General features: G+C 73.2%; 13 protein-coding genes. 4 read left to right on the top strand and 9 right to left on the bottom strand.

Annotated features, from left to right (window positions below; translation table 11 throughout):
• Positions 1 to 128: 128 nt before the first annotated feature.
• The 3 genes from ACFZDE_RS04195 to ACFZDE_RS04185 all read right to left on the bottom strand — a co-directional run bounded on the left by ACFZDE_RS04195 (position 129) and on the right by ACFZDE_RS04185 (position 4,859).
• The gene (locus ACFZDE_RS04195) at positions 129 to 2,204 is read right to left on the bottom strand and encodes a SpoIIE family protein phosphatase (RefSeq protein ID WP_391197180.1); all 2,076 of its coding nucleotides are present in this window, start codon (positions 2,202 to 2,204) and stop codon (positions 129 to 131) included.
• A gap of 71 nt (positions 2,205 to 2,275) precedes the next feature.
• Positions 2,276 to 3,664 (bottom strand): MFS transporter, encoded by a 1,389-nt coding sequence (locus ACFZDE_RS04190; protein WP_391197177.1) that lies wholly within the window; start codon positions 3,662 to 3,664, stop codon positions 2,276 to 2,278.
• A 256-nt stretch (positions 3,665 to 3,920) separates the two neighbouring features.
• Positions 3,921 to 4,859 (bottom strand): alpha/beta fold hydrolase, encoded by a 939-nt coding sequence (locus ACFZDE_RS04185; RefSeq protein WP_391197174.1) that lies wholly within the window; start codon positions 4,857 to 4,859, stop codon positions 3,921 to 3,923.
• Positions 4,860 to 4,954: 95 nt separating this feature from the next.
• On the opposite strand from ACFZDE_RS04185, the gene ACFZDE_RS04180 reads away from it, so the two are divergent.
• The 3 genes from ACFZDE_RS04180 (at position 4,955) to ACFZDE_RS04170 (ending at position 7,032) form a co-directional block, all read left to right on the top strand.
• On the top strand, positions 4,955 to 5,569 hold the full coding sequence (locus tag ACFZDE_RS04180; RefSeq protein WP_390990111.1) for a TetR family transcriptional regulator: 615 nt from the start codon (positions 4,955 to 4,957) through the stop codon (positions 5,567 to 5,569).
• A 141-nt stretch (positions 5,570 to 5,710) separates the two neighbouring features.
• On the top strand, positions 5,711 to 6,445 hold the full coding sequence (locus tag ACFZDE_RS04175) for a DUF1275 family protein (protein WP_391197171.1): 735 nt from the start codon (positions 5,711 to 5,713) through the stop codon (positions 6,443 to 6,445).
• A gap of 53 nt (positions 6,446 to 6,498) precedes the next feature.
• Positions 6,499 to 7,032: a GNAT family N-acetyltransferase gene (locus ACFZDE_RS04170; protein ID WP_390990116.1), complete on the top strand. Its 534-nt coding sequence runs from the start codon at positions 6,499 to 6,501 to the stop codon at positions 7,030 to 7,032.
• Here ACFZDE_RS04170 and ACFZDE_RS04165 read toward each other — a convergent pair.
• Positions 7,013 to 7,630, bottom strand: coding sequence for a TetR family transcriptional regulator C-terminal domain-containing protein (locus tag ACFZDE_RS04165; RefSeq protein ID WP_391197168.1), 618 nt, complete (start codon positions 7,628 to 7,630; stop codon positions 7,013 to 7,015). The two genes, ACFZDE_RS04170 and ACFZDE_RS04165, sit on opposite strands and share 20 nt — an antisense overlap.
• A gap of 159 nt (positions 7,631 to 7,789) precedes the next feature.
• Between ACFZDE_RS04165 and ACFZDE_RS04160 the strand changes: the two genes are divergently transcribed.
• Complete coding sequence (locus ACFZDE_RS04160) at positions 7,790 to 8,701, top strand: NAD(P)-binding domain-containing protein (RefSeq protein WP_391197166.1); 912 nt, start codon at positions 7,790 to 7,792, stop codon at positions 8,699 to 8,701.
• Positions 8,702 to 8,719: 18 nt separating this feature from the next.
• On the opposite strand, the gene ACFZDE_RS04155 is transcribed toward ACFZDE_RS04160, so the two are convergent.
• From ACFZDE_RS04155 to ACFZDE_RS04135, 5 genes are read right to left on the bottom strand one after another with little or no spacing between them, the layout of a single operon-like run.
• Positions 8,720 to 9,991, bottom strand: a complete 1,272-nt coding sequence (locus ACFZDE_RS04155) for an ABC transporter substrate-binding protein (protein WP_391197164.1) — start codon at positions 9,989 to 9,991, stop codon at positions 8,720 to 8,722.
• Complete coding sequence (locus tag ACFZDE_RS04150) at positions 9,988 to 11,130, bottom strand: branched-chain amino acid ABC transporter permease (protein ID WP_391197161.1); 1,143 nt, start codon at positions 11,128 to 11,130, stop codon at positions 9,988 to 9,990. The genes ACFZDE_RS04155 and ACFZDE_RS04150 overlap by 4 nt, the downstream gene beginning before the upstream one ends.
• Positions 11,123 to 12,019 (bottom strand): branched-chain amino acid ABC transporter permease, encoded by an 897-nt coding sequence (locus ACFZDE_RS04145; protein ID WP_391197159.1) that lies wholly within the window; start codon positions 12,017 to 12,019, stop codon positions 11,123 to 11,125. Before ACFZDE_RS04145 ends, ACFZDE_RS04150 begins: the two co-directional genes overlap by 8 nt.
• Positions 12,016 to 12,816, bottom strand: a complete 801-nt coding sequence (locus ACFZDE_RS04140) for an ATP-binding cassette domain-containing protein (RefSeq protein WP_390990130.1) — start codon at positions 12,814 to 12,816, stop codon at positions 12,016 to 12,018. Before ACFZDE_RS04140 ends, ACFZDE_RS04145 begins: the two co-directional genes overlap by 4 nt.
• Positions 12,813 to 13,655 (bottom strand): ATP-binding cassette domain-containing protein, encoded by an 843-nt coding sequence (locus ACFZDE_RS04135; RefSeq protein WP_391197157.1) that lies wholly within the window; start codon positions 13,653 to 13,655, stop codon positions 12,813 to 12,815. The genes ACFZDE_RS04140 and ACFZDE_RS04135 overlap by 4 nt, the downstream gene beginning before the upstream one ends.
• Positions 13,656 to 13,797 lie beyond the last annotated feature (142 nt).

Below are 13,797 nucleotides of genomic sequence, written 5' to 3'. Positions count from 1 at the left end.
TGCGGGTGGTGCCGGGGTTGTTCTCGGACCCGTGCGGCGGAGCCCCGAGTCCCTGACCGCACACCTCATTGAATAACACCGGGGGCCGCTTCGCACACACCGGCGACCGCGACGGGTCCGGGATCGGCTCACCGCGCGGTCAGGGGCTGCGCATGGGCGATGAGCAGGGCGACGTCGTCATGGTCGGCGGGCTGCCGCAGTTGCTGGAGCAGCCGGTCGCAGGTCTCCTCGGCGGAGGGGTGCGGTGGGGCCAGCAGGCGCAGGAGGTGGTCCAGGCGTTTGTCGATGGGTTCGTCGCGGGTCTCCACCAGGCCGTCGGTGTAGAGGATCAGCTGATCGCCGGGGCGCATCTCGATGGCCGAGGTCTCGAAGGGGCCGCTGCCGACGCCCAGGGGGGTACCGGTGGGCAGGTCGAGCAGTTCGGGTGGCCCGCCGGAGCGCACCAGGACCGGGGGCAGGTGGCCGGCGCAGGCCACCTGTACGAGGTGCTCGTGCGGGTCGTAGACGGCGTACACGCAGGTGGCGATGTAGGGGTCGAGGCCCTCGGTGATCTTGTCGAGGTGGGTGAGGATCCGGCTCGGTGCCAGGTCGAGGTCGGCGAGGGTGGAGGTGGCGGTGCGCAGCCGGCCCATGGCGGTGGCGGCCGGGATGCCGCTGCCCATGACGTCGCCGACCGCCAGGGCGGTGCGGTCCCCGCTGAGGGGGATGATGTCGTACCAGTCGCCGCCGACCTCGCTGAAGGCCTGCGCGGGCCGGTAGCGGGCGGCGATCTCCAGGCCGGGGCGGCGGGGCGAGGGCCGGGGCAGCAGGCTGCGCTGGAGGGTCTCGGCGGCGCTGCGGATGTGCTGGTGCAGGATGGCGTTGTCGATGCTCAGCGCGGCGGAGGAGGCCAGCTCGCAGGCGAGGGTGAGGTCGTCCTCGTCGAAGGGCTGCGGGTTGCGCGCGCGGGCCAGGCCCATCACTCCGATGATCTCGCCGCGGGCGATGAGCGGGACGGCCATGTCGGTGTGGACCCCGGCTTCGGCGAGCAGCCCGGCGGCGTGGTCGTCGGTCGCGATCCGGCTGAGGTCACTGCTGTCGAGGTGGGTGATCAGCAGGGGCTTGCGGGTGCGGAGGCAGTGCGCCGCCGGATGGTCGGTGTGGTAGGTCGTGAGGTGGCCGGGGGCGATGATCGCCTCTGAGGCGTTGGTGGGGTAGGCCGTCTTGACCGCCAGGGCGCGCAGCAGTGCCGGGCCCTCGCCGCGGTCCGGGCGGCCCGTGCGCAGCACGGAGTCCAGGATGTCGACCGCGATCATGTCGGCCAGGTCGGGCACCAGGACGTCGGCCAGTTCCTGGGCGGTCCGGTCCACTTCGAGGGTGGTCCCGATGCGGGCCGAGCCGTCGGCCATGAGGCGCAGGCGCTGCTGGGCCCGGTCGGCCTTCATGTCCGACTCATAGCGGTCGGTGACGTCCACGACCACGTTGGCGATGCCCAGCACCTGTCCGCCCGGGCCTTCGAGCCGGTAGAACGACACGGCCCAGGCGTGGTCGTGGTCGGGGTCGGCCCGGGTGCGGCCCACCACCTGCTCGTCGACCAGGGGCCGGCCGGTCTCCAGGACCTCCTTCATCTGGTTCTCGGCGGTCGTGAAGGGCGCGCCGGGCAGGATCTCCCGGAAGTGGCGGCCCACGTGCTCGGTCTCCGGGACGCCGTGCATGGCGGCCAGGGCTCCGTTGACGGCCACGTACCGCAGCTCGGAGTCCAGGACGGACAGGCCGATGGGCGCCTGGGTGACCAGCTGGCTGGACAGCGCGACCTTGCGCTCGACCTGCTGCACGGTGGCCCGGTCGGTGGCGAGCCCGAGCGCGTAGTGGTCGCCGACGTTGTCCGTCAGCCGCATGTTGCGGAACTCCACGGTCCGGGTGGTGCCGTCCTTGCGCCGCACGGGGAAGGTCCCCGCCCACCCCCGGCCGGTCTCCATCACCTCGGCGAACAGCGCGAGGCCCGCCTTGCGGTCCTTGGGGTGGATCAGCAGGGCGGCCGCGAACTGTCCGACCGCTTCGTCGAAGGTGTAGCCGAACAGTTCCTCGGCCTGGGGGCTCCACATGTCGATGCGCCCGTCGGCCTCCACGAGCACCGCGGCGACGCCCAGGAGGTCCATCAGCCCGCTCGGGCCGGATGCCGCCTCCTGCGGATCACCGTCCGGAGGCTGTTTGGCTCGGCTCATCACATTCGCCCCTTAGGCCTGTCGACCTCACCCTTCCAGCCTTCCATATGTCCCGGTTCCACCCGGGACGATCAGGTGTCCCGCGCGGCGTCCGGGGGCGGTGTCCGGCCGGCCGCCGGCGGTGTGTGGTGCGGGGCCGGAAGCTCACGCCCCGGACGGGCGAGCGGGGAGAGGGCCATCACGAGCGGGGACAGCAGCATGCCCGCGGCCGTCACCAGCAGGGCGGTGCGCAGCCCCCACTCCCCCGCGAGGTGTCCACCGGCCAGGGAGCCGAGCGGGGCCAGGCCCATGCCGGCGAAGGTGATCGTGGCCGCCGCGCGGCCCTGCAGTCCGTCCGGAGTGACGGCCTGCCGTACGGCCATGACGGTGACGTTCACCAGCTGGCCGCCGAGCCCGAAGACGAAGCCGGCCGTGAGGAGGACGGGGACCGTCACCGGGGAGCCGCTGTGCAGAGCGGGTACGCCCAGGAAGGCGCCGTCGCCGAGCGCCGCCGCGCACACGAGGACCGGGCCGTACCCGAACCGGCGTGGCAGGCGGGCCGCCAGCAGCGAGCCGAGGAGCGCCCCCGGTCCCGCCGCGGCGAGCGCCAGCCCCACGACGGTGCCCGGCAGGTGCAGTTCCCGCGGCAGGAACAGCAGGTAGACCGTCATCATGGCCGCGAAGGAGAACTGGAACGCGGCAGAAGCCAGGCACACGCTCCGGAGCACGGAGTCGGCCGCGACGAAGCGCAGGCCTTCCATGATGCGCCGCCCCGTCCGCGGGGCGGTGGTGCCGGGGTGCGTGCCGCCGAGCCCGGCGCCCGTGCGGGGCTCCTTCGGGCGCTCCGGCATCGCCTCGTCCCGGCGGATCCGCCGGATCGACAGGCAGGACAGCGTGAAGAACAGTGCGCTGGAGGCGGCGGCGATCGGTGCCGACAGCAGGGACACCAGCGCTCCCCCGAGGGCGGGTCCGCCGATCTGCGCCGCGGACCGGCTGCCTTCGAGGGCGCTGTTGCCCCGCACCAGGTGGTGGCGTTCCACCAGCCGGACGAGCGAGGCCTGGTAGGCGACGTCGAAGAACACGGACAGCGCCCCGACGGTGAAGGCGAGCGCGAGCAGGCCGGGCATGCCGAGTGCGCCGAAGAGGCCGGCCGCGGCCACCGCGCCCAGGGCCAGGGCCCGGCCCAGGTCCGTGAGCACCATGGTCGTGCGGGTGCGCCATCTGTCCACCCAGGCACCGGCGAGGAGGGACAGCAACAGGATCGGCGCCTGCCCCGCGGCACGCAGGACGCCCAGTTCGCCGGCGGTGGCGTCGAGTGTCAGGACGGCCAGCAGCGGCAGGACCACCAGGCTTGTGTGTTCCCCGAGTTGGGAGGCGCTCTGGCCCACCCAGAGGCTGCGGAAGTCGGTGTCCCGCCACAGGCCAGGGTGAGCGGACCGGTGGGAGTTCGGATCAGCGGAGGAGGCGGAGGGCACGGGCATCCCTTGTGTCGCGGGCAACGAGGCCCGCCACCGCACGCACGTCAGATGCGTCGGTGGTCCGGGCGGAGAAGGCTCGCTGTGCCGCGACGTCGAGGGCGGCACGCGATGACAGGCCGGTCATGGCCGACGAGGTCAACGCGCGCTCGGGACACCGACCATGTGATCGCTCCTCTGGGTGGCTCGCCGTGTCCGGAACTCCAGGCGCCGTCGGGCCGGCGCGGAAGGCGGCGCCTCCCGGCCGGCCCGGTCCCCGGGCTCAGGACGTGTGGTGCAGGATCTCGGCCGCCAGGCGTTCGTCCAGCGCCCTGGGCAGCGTGTGCCCCATGCCCTCGATCAGCACGAGGCGGGCGCCGGGGACGGCGGCGGCGGTGGCCTCGGCGTGTGCGGGCGGGAACATCGGGTCCTCCGTGCCGTGCAGGACCAGGGTCGGTGCGGTGACCGAGGCCAGGTCGGTCGTCGAGCCCGACCCCGCGGCTCCTGCGAGGGTGTGGTTGAGCCCGGCAGTCAGATCACGCGCCCGCTCGTACACCCGCTGCTCCATCGCGCGGTACTCGCCCTCGTCGAACGGCAGCACCCGTCCGTGCAGGACCCGCCACAACGGCAGCCGGACGGCGAGGTACTCCTCCAGGTCCGCCTTCGGATCGGGGAAGGACGTGGTGAGCGCGGCCAGCAGTTCGGGGCTGGGCGGCGGCAGTTCCCCGGGCAGCGGGGGCTCGCCCTGGAGCGCGCGCCGCACCGCCGAGGCGGTGTCCGTACCGAGGGGTTGTGAGGACAGGCTCGTCAGGGTCAGGACCCGGGACGCGTGGCTGACGGCCAGCCGCTGGGCGAGCAGGCCGCCGAGGGACGCCCCCACCAGGTGGGCCCGTGGGATGTCGAAGGCGTCCAGGACGGCGAGCGCGTCCGAGGCCATGTCGGCGACGGTGTAGGGGTGGGTGGTGAAGTCGACGGTGGAGGAGCGACCGGTGTCACGGTGGTCGTAGCGGAGGACCTGTCTGCCGCCGTCGACCAGCCGGCGGACGATGCCGTCGTTCCACTGGATGCCCTGGGCCTGTGCGCCCATCACCAGCAGTACGGGTGGGTGGCCGGGATCACCGAAGCTCTCCGCCCACAGCTCCAATGCGCCGGTGCGGACGATCCGTTCGTCGCCCGCCGGGTGGTCGTGCGTGTACGTGTTCTCGAGGTTATTTTCCCGCATGGTCGTTCAAGATAATGGTTGGCGGCGTCCTGCGCACGGGGTTTTCCGTCCGGCCGGGTTGGACGCCGTGGGTGCCGTCCGGGCAACCTGAGCGCATGGCCGGAGTCAAGGGGCAGGTGCAGAAGCGGGGCGTGGCGCGTCGACGCGCCATGGTCGACGCCGCGATCGAACTGTTCGCACGTCAGGGGGTGCGCGGCACCGGAGTGGCCGCGATCGCGGAGCGCGCCGGTGCGAAGCCCTCGGCTCTCATCCACCACTTCGGCAGCAAGGACGGACTCGTGCGGGCCGTGCTGGAGGAAGCCGACCGGCGCGCCCTGGAGCGGCTGTCCGTCCCGGCCGACGCCGAACCCACCCTGGACCAGGCGTTCGACTGGTTCGTCCGGGACGCCGAGCACACCGCCGCCACGGAGGGGCAGTTGGCCGCGCTGCACACCACGCTCACCGCGGAGAACCTCCAGCCCGGCTCCGTGCTCCACACCTGGTTCCGGGACCGCGGCCGGGCCCTGCGGGCCCACCTGTCCGCCCTGTTCACCCGGGCCGTCGCCGACGGCTCGGCCCGGCCCGGCCTCGACCCGGCGCTCCTGGCGGCGGAGACGGCCGCGTTCATCGAAGGCGCGCATCTGCTGTGGCTGCTCGACCCCGAGCAGGTGGATCTGACCGCCCTTCACCGCAGCTACTTCGAGGGCTTGACGGCCCGGCTCAAGCCCTGACAGGACATACGGCCGCCTCCCCGCCCGGGTACAGGGAGCGCTTCACCTCGCCCGCGCCTTCGGTAGCCCGCCCGTAGCCATCGGCCGCGTGTCCCGGCCACGGTCCGGTGGCGGGCCCCCCGCGCTGCTCACACTGGCCGCATGTCCGATGCGTCCCCGGTCCCCGCACCCCACGCCCGGCGGGTTGCCGTCATGACCGTGCTCACCGTGCTGGCCGGTGCCGTCGACGCCGTGAGCTTCCTGACCATGGGAAAGGTGTTCTGCGCGCTCGCGACCGGCAACGTGCTCTTCCTGTCGTTCGGGCTCGCCGGGGAGAGCGACGTCCCGGTGGCCCGACCCGCCGTCGCGATCGGGGCGTTCATGGCCGGGGCGGCCTGCGCGGGGGTCGTACTGGTGCGGCTCGCCGGGCGCGGACGGCCGTGGATCGCGGTCGGGCTCGTCTTCGAGGCCGTGCTGCTGGTGTGCGCCGGTGTGCTGGCCCTGACGCGATACGGCACCGGCGCCATCGCCGCCGAGGACGACCACGGGGTCGTCGCACTCGTGGCGCTGGCCATGGGTGTGCGTGCCTCCACCGTTCTGCGCGTCCATGTGCCGGGCATGCCGACGATGCTGACCCAGTCGGCCATCGCCAACCTCATCAACGACGTGCTCAGACGCCCCTGGGCGGCGCTGCGCGGGATGACGGCGCAACAGCGGCTGGCCCGGACCCGGTGGACTGCCACCGCGGGCGGGATCTTCGGCGGCGGTGCGCTCGGCGCGCTGCTGCTGGTGCCGCTGGGCACCGGCCGGGCGCTCCTCGTGATCGCCGCGGTGGTGCTGCTGGTCGCGGCGGTGGGCAGGATCGCGCCGTACGGGGAGGACGAGCCGGGTCCATGAGGAATCCCGAGCCGCGGTTCGCACTCTCGCCTCCGCGTCGGCAGGATGGGCCCATGACCGAGATCCGCACGCCCCGCCTCCTGCTGCGCCGATGGCTGGAGGACGACCTCGTCCCGCTGTCCGAGATCCACGCCGATCCGGCGGTGATGCGCCGCATCGGCGACGGCGCTCCGCGCTCCGCGGAGCGGACCGCGCGGGACATCGAGGCGTGGGAGGAGGAGTGGGACGAGGAGGGGTTCGGGATGTTCGCCGTGGAACTCCTGGGCTCCGGTGAGCTGGCGGGCGCCGTCGGTCTCTCCGTGGCCGGGTCCCCCGCGGAGATCGCCGGGCAGGTGGCGATCAGCTGGCGGCTCGGGCGCGTGTTCTGGGGTCAGGGCTACGCCTCCGAAGCGGCCCACGCCACCCTGGAGTTCGCCGTTCAGGACCGGGGTCTCGACCGGGTGGTGGCCGTGCGCCGCCTCGCCGACACCGCCTCCGCGAACGTCCTCGACAAGCTCGGCATGCAGACCGAAGGCACCGCTCAGGACCCGGTCCACGGCCATGACCTCGCGGTGTACGGCATCGATCTCACGCAGTATCAGGAGTAGGGCCTGTTGTCCGGATCATGGCGGCGTCGAGGAGCGGGCCCAGTTCCCGGGCCACGGTCGTCAGGGCCCTGACGTCCCGCTCGGCACGGGCGAGGAGGATGGCCCCCTCCAGGCTGCTGATCATGAGCGTGGCGAGTGCGCCGGCCCGTTCCTCGGGCACGCCCATCCCGGTCAGGGCCCCGGCGACCGCACCGGTCCAGGTGGCGAAGGCGGCCGAGGCCGCCTCCCGCGTGGAGGGGACCGACTCCGCGCGGTCCACCGTGGCCGCCGCGACCGGGCAGCCGCCGGCGAACCCGGTGGCCTCGTACTCATCGGTCCACTGCCCCACCATCGCGGCGAACAGCGCGCTCGGCGTCGGCTCGGACAGCGGGGCCAGGAAGCGGGCGACGCGGTCCGCGGCGTATCGCCCGGCCCAGCCCACCGCCTCGTCGACCAGCTGCGTCTTGCCGCCGGGGAAGTAGTGCTGGAGCGAGCCGCGCGGGGCCGCGGCGCGCTCGGCGACCTCGCGCATGCCGGTGGCGGCGACTCCCTCACGGCGGATGAGCTGGGCCGCGCTGAAGACCATCCGCTCACGAGGTCCCCGTTCCGCCTTCGCCACGCTCGGCCTCCCTCAGCTCTCCGGCACGCCGGCCTTCTGGCACGCCCTCGCCGGCTCCCACCCTATGACCGTCGTCATAAGGAGGGCTACTATGACCGCTGTCATAGTCGAGGGCGGCGACGGCTCGGCTGCCGTGCGAGCCGCGGGAGGCGGTGCGTCATGTACGTCGGTTTCATCGGTCTCGGGGTCATGGGCCGGCCCATGGCCCTGAACCTCGCTCGCGCCGGGACCCGGCTCGTGGTCTGGAACCGCACCCCCGAGCGCTGCGAGCCGCTGCGCGCCGCCGGGGCCGAGGTGGCGGCGAGCGCCGCCGACGTGTTCCACCGTGCCTCCACCGTGTTCCTGATGCTGGCCGACGAGACGTCCGTGGACGCGGTGCTGGGGCGCGGCACCCCCGACTTCGTCCCGCGCGTCGCCGGCCGCACCGTCGTCCACATGGGCACGACCTCGGCCGAGTACTCCTGCGGCCTCCAGGAGGACATCCGGGCCGCGGGCGGGCGCTACGTCGAGGCCCCGGTCTCCGGCAGCCGGGTCCCCGCCGAGCGGGGTGAACTGGTCGGGATGCTGGCGGGCGACGAGGACGCCGTGGCGACCGTCCGGCCGCTGCTCGCGCCGCTGTGCCGGGAGACGTTCGGCTGCGGGCCCGTCCCGGGCGCCCTGCTGCTGAAGTTCTCCGTGAACCTGTTCCTGATCGCCGTGGTCACGGGGCTTGCCGAGGCCTTCCACTTCGCCGAGCGGCACGGACTCGACCAGCGTCTCCTCCGGGACGTCCTGGACGCGGGCCCCATGGCCAGTGCCGTCTCCCGGGGGAAGGCGCCGAAGCTGCTGGAGCGCGACTTCTCGGTCCAGGCCGCCGCCGCGGACGTCCTGAAGAACAACCGCCTGATCGCCGAGGCCGCCCGCGAGGCCGGCCTGGCGTCCCCGCTGCTCGACGTGTGCCACGCCCTCTACGACGAGACCGTGCGGCGGGGCCACGGCGGCGAGGACATGGTGGCCGTCCTGCACGCCCTGGAGGCCCGGACCGCCGGCGCCCCCGTGCCACGGCGCCGGGTCACCGACGGCTCTGCCTGAACTCCTCGGACCTTGCCGTCAGTTGCGCGCGGCGAGGTACTGCTCGACGCCCGGCGCGATGTGGGCGTTCTCGACGTTCACGGCGGCACCCACCGCCTTGGCGTCCGGCTTGTGCACATAGGTCGAGGTGCTCGCGGGCCGTGCCTTGTCGGAGAAGTTCTGCGGCGAACCGAGGCCCACGTCGACGCTGGACTGGGAGCGGTGGGCCTTGACCACGTCCTCGCGGGCCAGACTGCCGTTCTCGCAGGCCTTCTTCAGGTCGGTGCCCATCAGCAGAGCGGCGTTGTAGCCGGAGAGCACGCCGGAGTCGACCAATGAGCCCGGGTACTTCTTCTTGTAGGAGGCGACCATCGTGCGGACCCCGGCCACGTCGGAGCTGACCGCCGGGACGGCGCTGACCACGTTCAGCATGGCCGCCAGGGCCGGGGCGGCCGGAGTCTTCATCAGCTGCGGGGCGTAGCCGGGGGCGCTGCTGACGACGGGCACCTTCAGGCCCCGGGAGGCGGCGACCCCGACCAGCGACGCCGTCTGGGCCGGGCCGGCGCTGATGAGGATCGCCTTGACGCCCTCCTTGCGCAGTGCCGACACCTGCGCGGACAGGTCGGTGTCCGTCGCCTTGATCTTCTGACCGGCGATCTTCAGACCCGCCTTCTTCCCGGCCCACCGCGAGCCCTCCAGCGCGTTCGCGCCGTAGTCGCCCTCGAAGTAGACGTGGCCGATCGTGTCGCCCTTCGCCAGGCCCTTGGTGCGGGTGAGGAAGTCGACCGCGGCGATCATGTCGACGTCGTAGGTGGTGCCCAGGACCTGGACCGAGTCCCGGTCGAGCAGGGAGGCGGCCCAGGCCTGCGGGAAGGTGAGCACCTTGTCCCGCTCGATGTCGTCGAGCAGTGCGGCCATCACGGGCGAACCTATGACCTGGGGCAGTGCCACGACGTCCGCGGAGATGTCGGCGTAGGCGGTGACGGCCTTCTGGACGTCGTAGCCGTGGTCCTTGACGACGATCTCGATGCGGCGGTCGCAGATGCCGCCACGGGCGTTGACCTCGTCCGCCCACATCTGCTGGGCCTGCACGATGCTCTTGCCGAGGGTGGCGTAGGGGCCGGTGAGGTCCGTCAGGGCGCCGAGTCTGATGGTCTTGTCGGTGACTCCCGGGCCGGTCTTGATGCCGTCGGCGCCGTCGTCGGTGCTCCCGGAGGACCCGGCCTTGGAGCTGCATCCTGTGCCCGCGAGCAGCAGGGCCGCGAGGGCGGTGGCCAGAAGCGTTCTGGTGCGTGGTGCGGTGGGGTTCACGGGGTGGGCTCCTTGGCTCGTGCGGCTGACGTGGGCGGCGGGGAAGCGCAGGTGGTGCCGGCGACGGGCGGTGGGGCGGCTCGGCGGCCGCGCAGGCGTGCGCGCAGGCGGCGGACCAGGCCGTGCAGTCCGTCGGGGGCGAAGAGGAGGATCAGGACGATCGCCGCTCCGTAGAGGTAGCGGGCGGCCTCGGTGGGGCCGACCGTGCCGTCGGTGGTGCCGGGGGCGGCCACCAGGGGGAGCTGGTCGGCGTAGCGGGTCATCAGCAGCGGCAGGGCGGTGACGAAGACGGCGCCCGCGGTGGCTCCGGCCACCGATCCGAGCCCGCCGATGACGATCATGGCAAGGTAGTCGACCGACAGCACCAGGCCGAAGTAGTCGGGCACCACACGGCGGAAGGAGAGGGCGAGCAGCACCCCGGCCAGGCCTGCGTACATCGACGAGACGACGAAGGCCGCCGAGCGGTGCCGGGCGACGTTCACGCCCATCACGGCCGCCGCGGTCTCGCTGTCGCGCAGCGCCGCCAGGGCACGCCCGGGTCGGCCGCGCAGCAGTCCGCGGGCGCTGAACCAGGTGAGGGCGAACAGGGCGATGCCCAGATACCAGAGCCGCTCCTCGGCGCCGAACGGCACACCCAGCAGCGTCAGTTCGGATGCGGCGGAGAAGGAGAAGCCGCCGAGTTCCAGGGGCGGCACCGAGCGGCCGTTGAAGCCGCCGGTGACGGAGTCCGCGGTGAGCAGGACGTGGTGCCCGAGGAAGACCAGGGCGAGGGTCGCGACACCCAGGTAGACGCCGCGCACCCGGCCCGCGACGGGGCTGAAGAGCCCTCCGGCCGCCCCGGCGAGCAGGACCGCGAGGACGGCGGCCACGGCGGTGGGCAGCCCGGGCCCGGGCTCACCGGCCAGCCACACATAACCGTAGGCGCCCACGGCGAGGAAGAAGGCGTGGCCGAGGGAGAGTTGGCCCGCGGTGCCGGACAGCAGCCCGAGGCCCACCGCGCCGATGGCCGCCGCCATCGAGAACAGTCCGATGCGCAGCCAGAACGCGTCGAGGTAGAAGGGCAGCGCGCACAGGACGACGACGGCCGCCGAGGTCCGGACCAGGCGGACGGCGCCGGCGCGGGAGGGTCGCTCAGACACGGACCGCCGCCTTTCCCCCGAACAACCCGGTCGGCCGCACCAGCAGCACCAGGACCATCACCGCATAGGGCGCGACGTCACCGAACCCCTCGCCCAGGACGTGCAGATCGGACTGGTAGCCCGCGACGAGTGCCTCGGTCATGCCGATCAGCAGGCTGCCCGCGAGGGCGCCCGGTGGGGAGGCCATCCCGCCGAGGATCGCCGCCGGGAACGCCTTCAGGGCGATCTGCCCGGTCGTGCGCTCCAGCCCGGGCGCCGGGAACGCGGCGAGGAAGACCGCCGCCAGGGCGGCCAGCGCTCCGGCCAGGCACCAGGCCAGCATGCGGATGCGCACCAGCCGTACGCCCATCAGGGAGGCCGCCTCGACGTCCTCGGCCGCGGCGCGCAGCGACAGGCCCCAGGAGGTGTACCGGAACAGGGCGAAGACACCGGCGATGACCACGGCGGAGACCACGATCGCGGCGATGCGGCTGTCCGCGACGGTGACCGGGCCGAGCCCGCTGACCGAGTCGCCCCAGGGGTCGCCGAGTGAGAGCAGGTCGCCGCCGATGCGCCGGGACAGGTCGGTGAGGATGAGGATGTCGACGCCGATGGTGACGATGGTCTGCACATGGGCGCCGTGCGGGTCCGGCCCGCCGGCCTGGAGCAGGAAGCGGTCCATGGCACCGGCCACGGCCGCCGTCGCCAGGACGGACACCGCGAGGGCTCCGGCGAAGCCGAGGTCGTCGTGGAGTACGGCGGTGAGGTAGCCGCCGAGCAGCAGCAGGGAGCCGTGGGCGAAGTTCATGACGCCGGAGGCCTTGAAGATGATGACGAAGCCGAGCGCGACGAGGGCGTAGACCGCGCCCAGGGCAAGGCCGTTGAAGAGGGTGTCCAGGAGGGTGGTCATGCCGCGTCCTCCCGTTCGGCGCCGGTGCCGAGGTAGGCGCGCAGCACCTCGGGGTCGCCGCGCACCTCGTCGGGGGTGCCGTGTGCGATGGCGCGGCCGAAGTCGAGGACGGTGACCTCGTCGGCGAGCCGCATCACCAGGCCCATGTCGTGCTCCACCAGTACGACGGACAGGCCGAGTTCGGCGCGTACGGCGTGCACGACCTCGACCGTGCGGGCGCGCTCGGCCGCGTTCATCCCGGCGACCGGCTCGTCCAGCAGCAGCACGCTGGGCTCCAGGCAGAGGGCGCGGGCGAACTCCACGCGTTTGCGGTCGCCGTAGGAGAGCAGGGCGACCGGGGTGTCGAAGTGGGCGCCGAGTCCGGTGAGTTCGGCGATCTCACGGGCCCGGGCCAGGTGTGCGCGCTGTTCGCGCCGCACGTGCGGCAGGCGCAGCGCGCTGGCGGTGAATCCGGCCCGGGACAGGGCGTGGCGGCCGAGCATCAGGTTGTCGGCGACCGTGCCCTGGGTGGTGACGATGTTCTGGAAGGTGCGGGCCACGCCGAGCGCGGCGATGCGGTGGGGTGCCAGCCGGGTCAGGTCGGCGTCGCCGAGGCGCACGGTGCCGGTGGCGGGGCGGCACAGGCCCGACAGCACGTTGAAGCAGGTGGACTTGCCCGCTCCGTTCGGCCCGATGAGCGCGTGGACGGAGCCCGGGGCGACGGTGAAGGACACCGCGTCGAGGGCGGTGAGCCCGGCGAAGCGGACGGTCACGTCCGTCACGGCGAGTTCGGGCGGTGCGGTGGTACGGACGGTCACGCGGCTCCCTGCCCCTCGGTGGTTCCGGCTCTGCGCGCGGTTTCGGCGCCTTCACCGGTGGTCGTGGCGCCTGCTTCGGCGGTCTCGCCCAGGTACAGCCGCTTCACGGCGTCCGTGCGGGCGAGCTCTTCGGCGGGCCCGGAGAGCCGGACTTCGCCGACCTCCAGGACGTGGGCGGTGTCGGCGAGGGACAGCGCCATGCCCGCGTTCTGCTCGACGAGCAGCACGGCGGTGCCTTGTGCGTTGATCTCCCGGACGACCTCGGCGATCCGGTGGACCATCTGCGGGGCGAGGCCCAGTGAGGGCTCGTCGAGCAGCAGCAGACGGGGCGCGGCCATCAGGGCCCGGCCGATGGCGAGCATCTGCTGCTCGCCGCCGGAGAGCAGACCGGCCGCCTGCCGGGTGCGTTCGGCGAGGCGCGGGAAGAGCGTGAAGACCCGCTCCCGGGCCTCGGCTACCTGGTCCGGGCGGCGCCGTCCGAGACCGAGGCCGCCGGAGCGCAGGTTCTCGTCGACGCTGAGCCCGGCGAAGACCCGCCGCCCCTCGGGGACCTGGACGACCCCGGCGCGCACCGCGGCGACCGGGTCCCGCCCGTCGAGTCGCGTGGCGCCGTAGCGGACACGGCCGGCCGTGATCGCGCCGCGGTGCAACCGCAAGGTGCCCGACACCGCCCGCAGCAGGGTCGTCTTGCCGGCGCCGTTGGCGCCGAGCAGGGCGACGACCGTGCCGTGCGGGACGGTCAGGGACACGGAGCGAAGGGCGGACACGGCGCGGCCGTAGGTCACGTCAAGGCCCTCGACGTGCAGGGCGGGCTCCTCGTCCGGTGGTGCTTCGGACATCACGGCTCCTCGGATCCGTGCCGTGGGCACGGGTGCTTCGGGGGAAGGGCCCGTGCCGTGGGCACAGGTGCTTCGGGGGAAGGGCAGCTCACGACAGCACGGGCGCGGAGGGGCGGTACAGGCGTTCGGGCCGGGTGGCTGC

Source organism: Streptomyces sp. NPDC007929 (assembly GCF_042959065.1).
Classification (GTDB): domain Bacteria; phylum Actinomycetota; class Actinomycetes; order Streptomycetales; family Streptomycetaceae; genus Streptomyces.
Note: the sequence above shows the minus strand (reverse complement) of the source record. Positions and strands in the feature narration are given on the sequence as shown.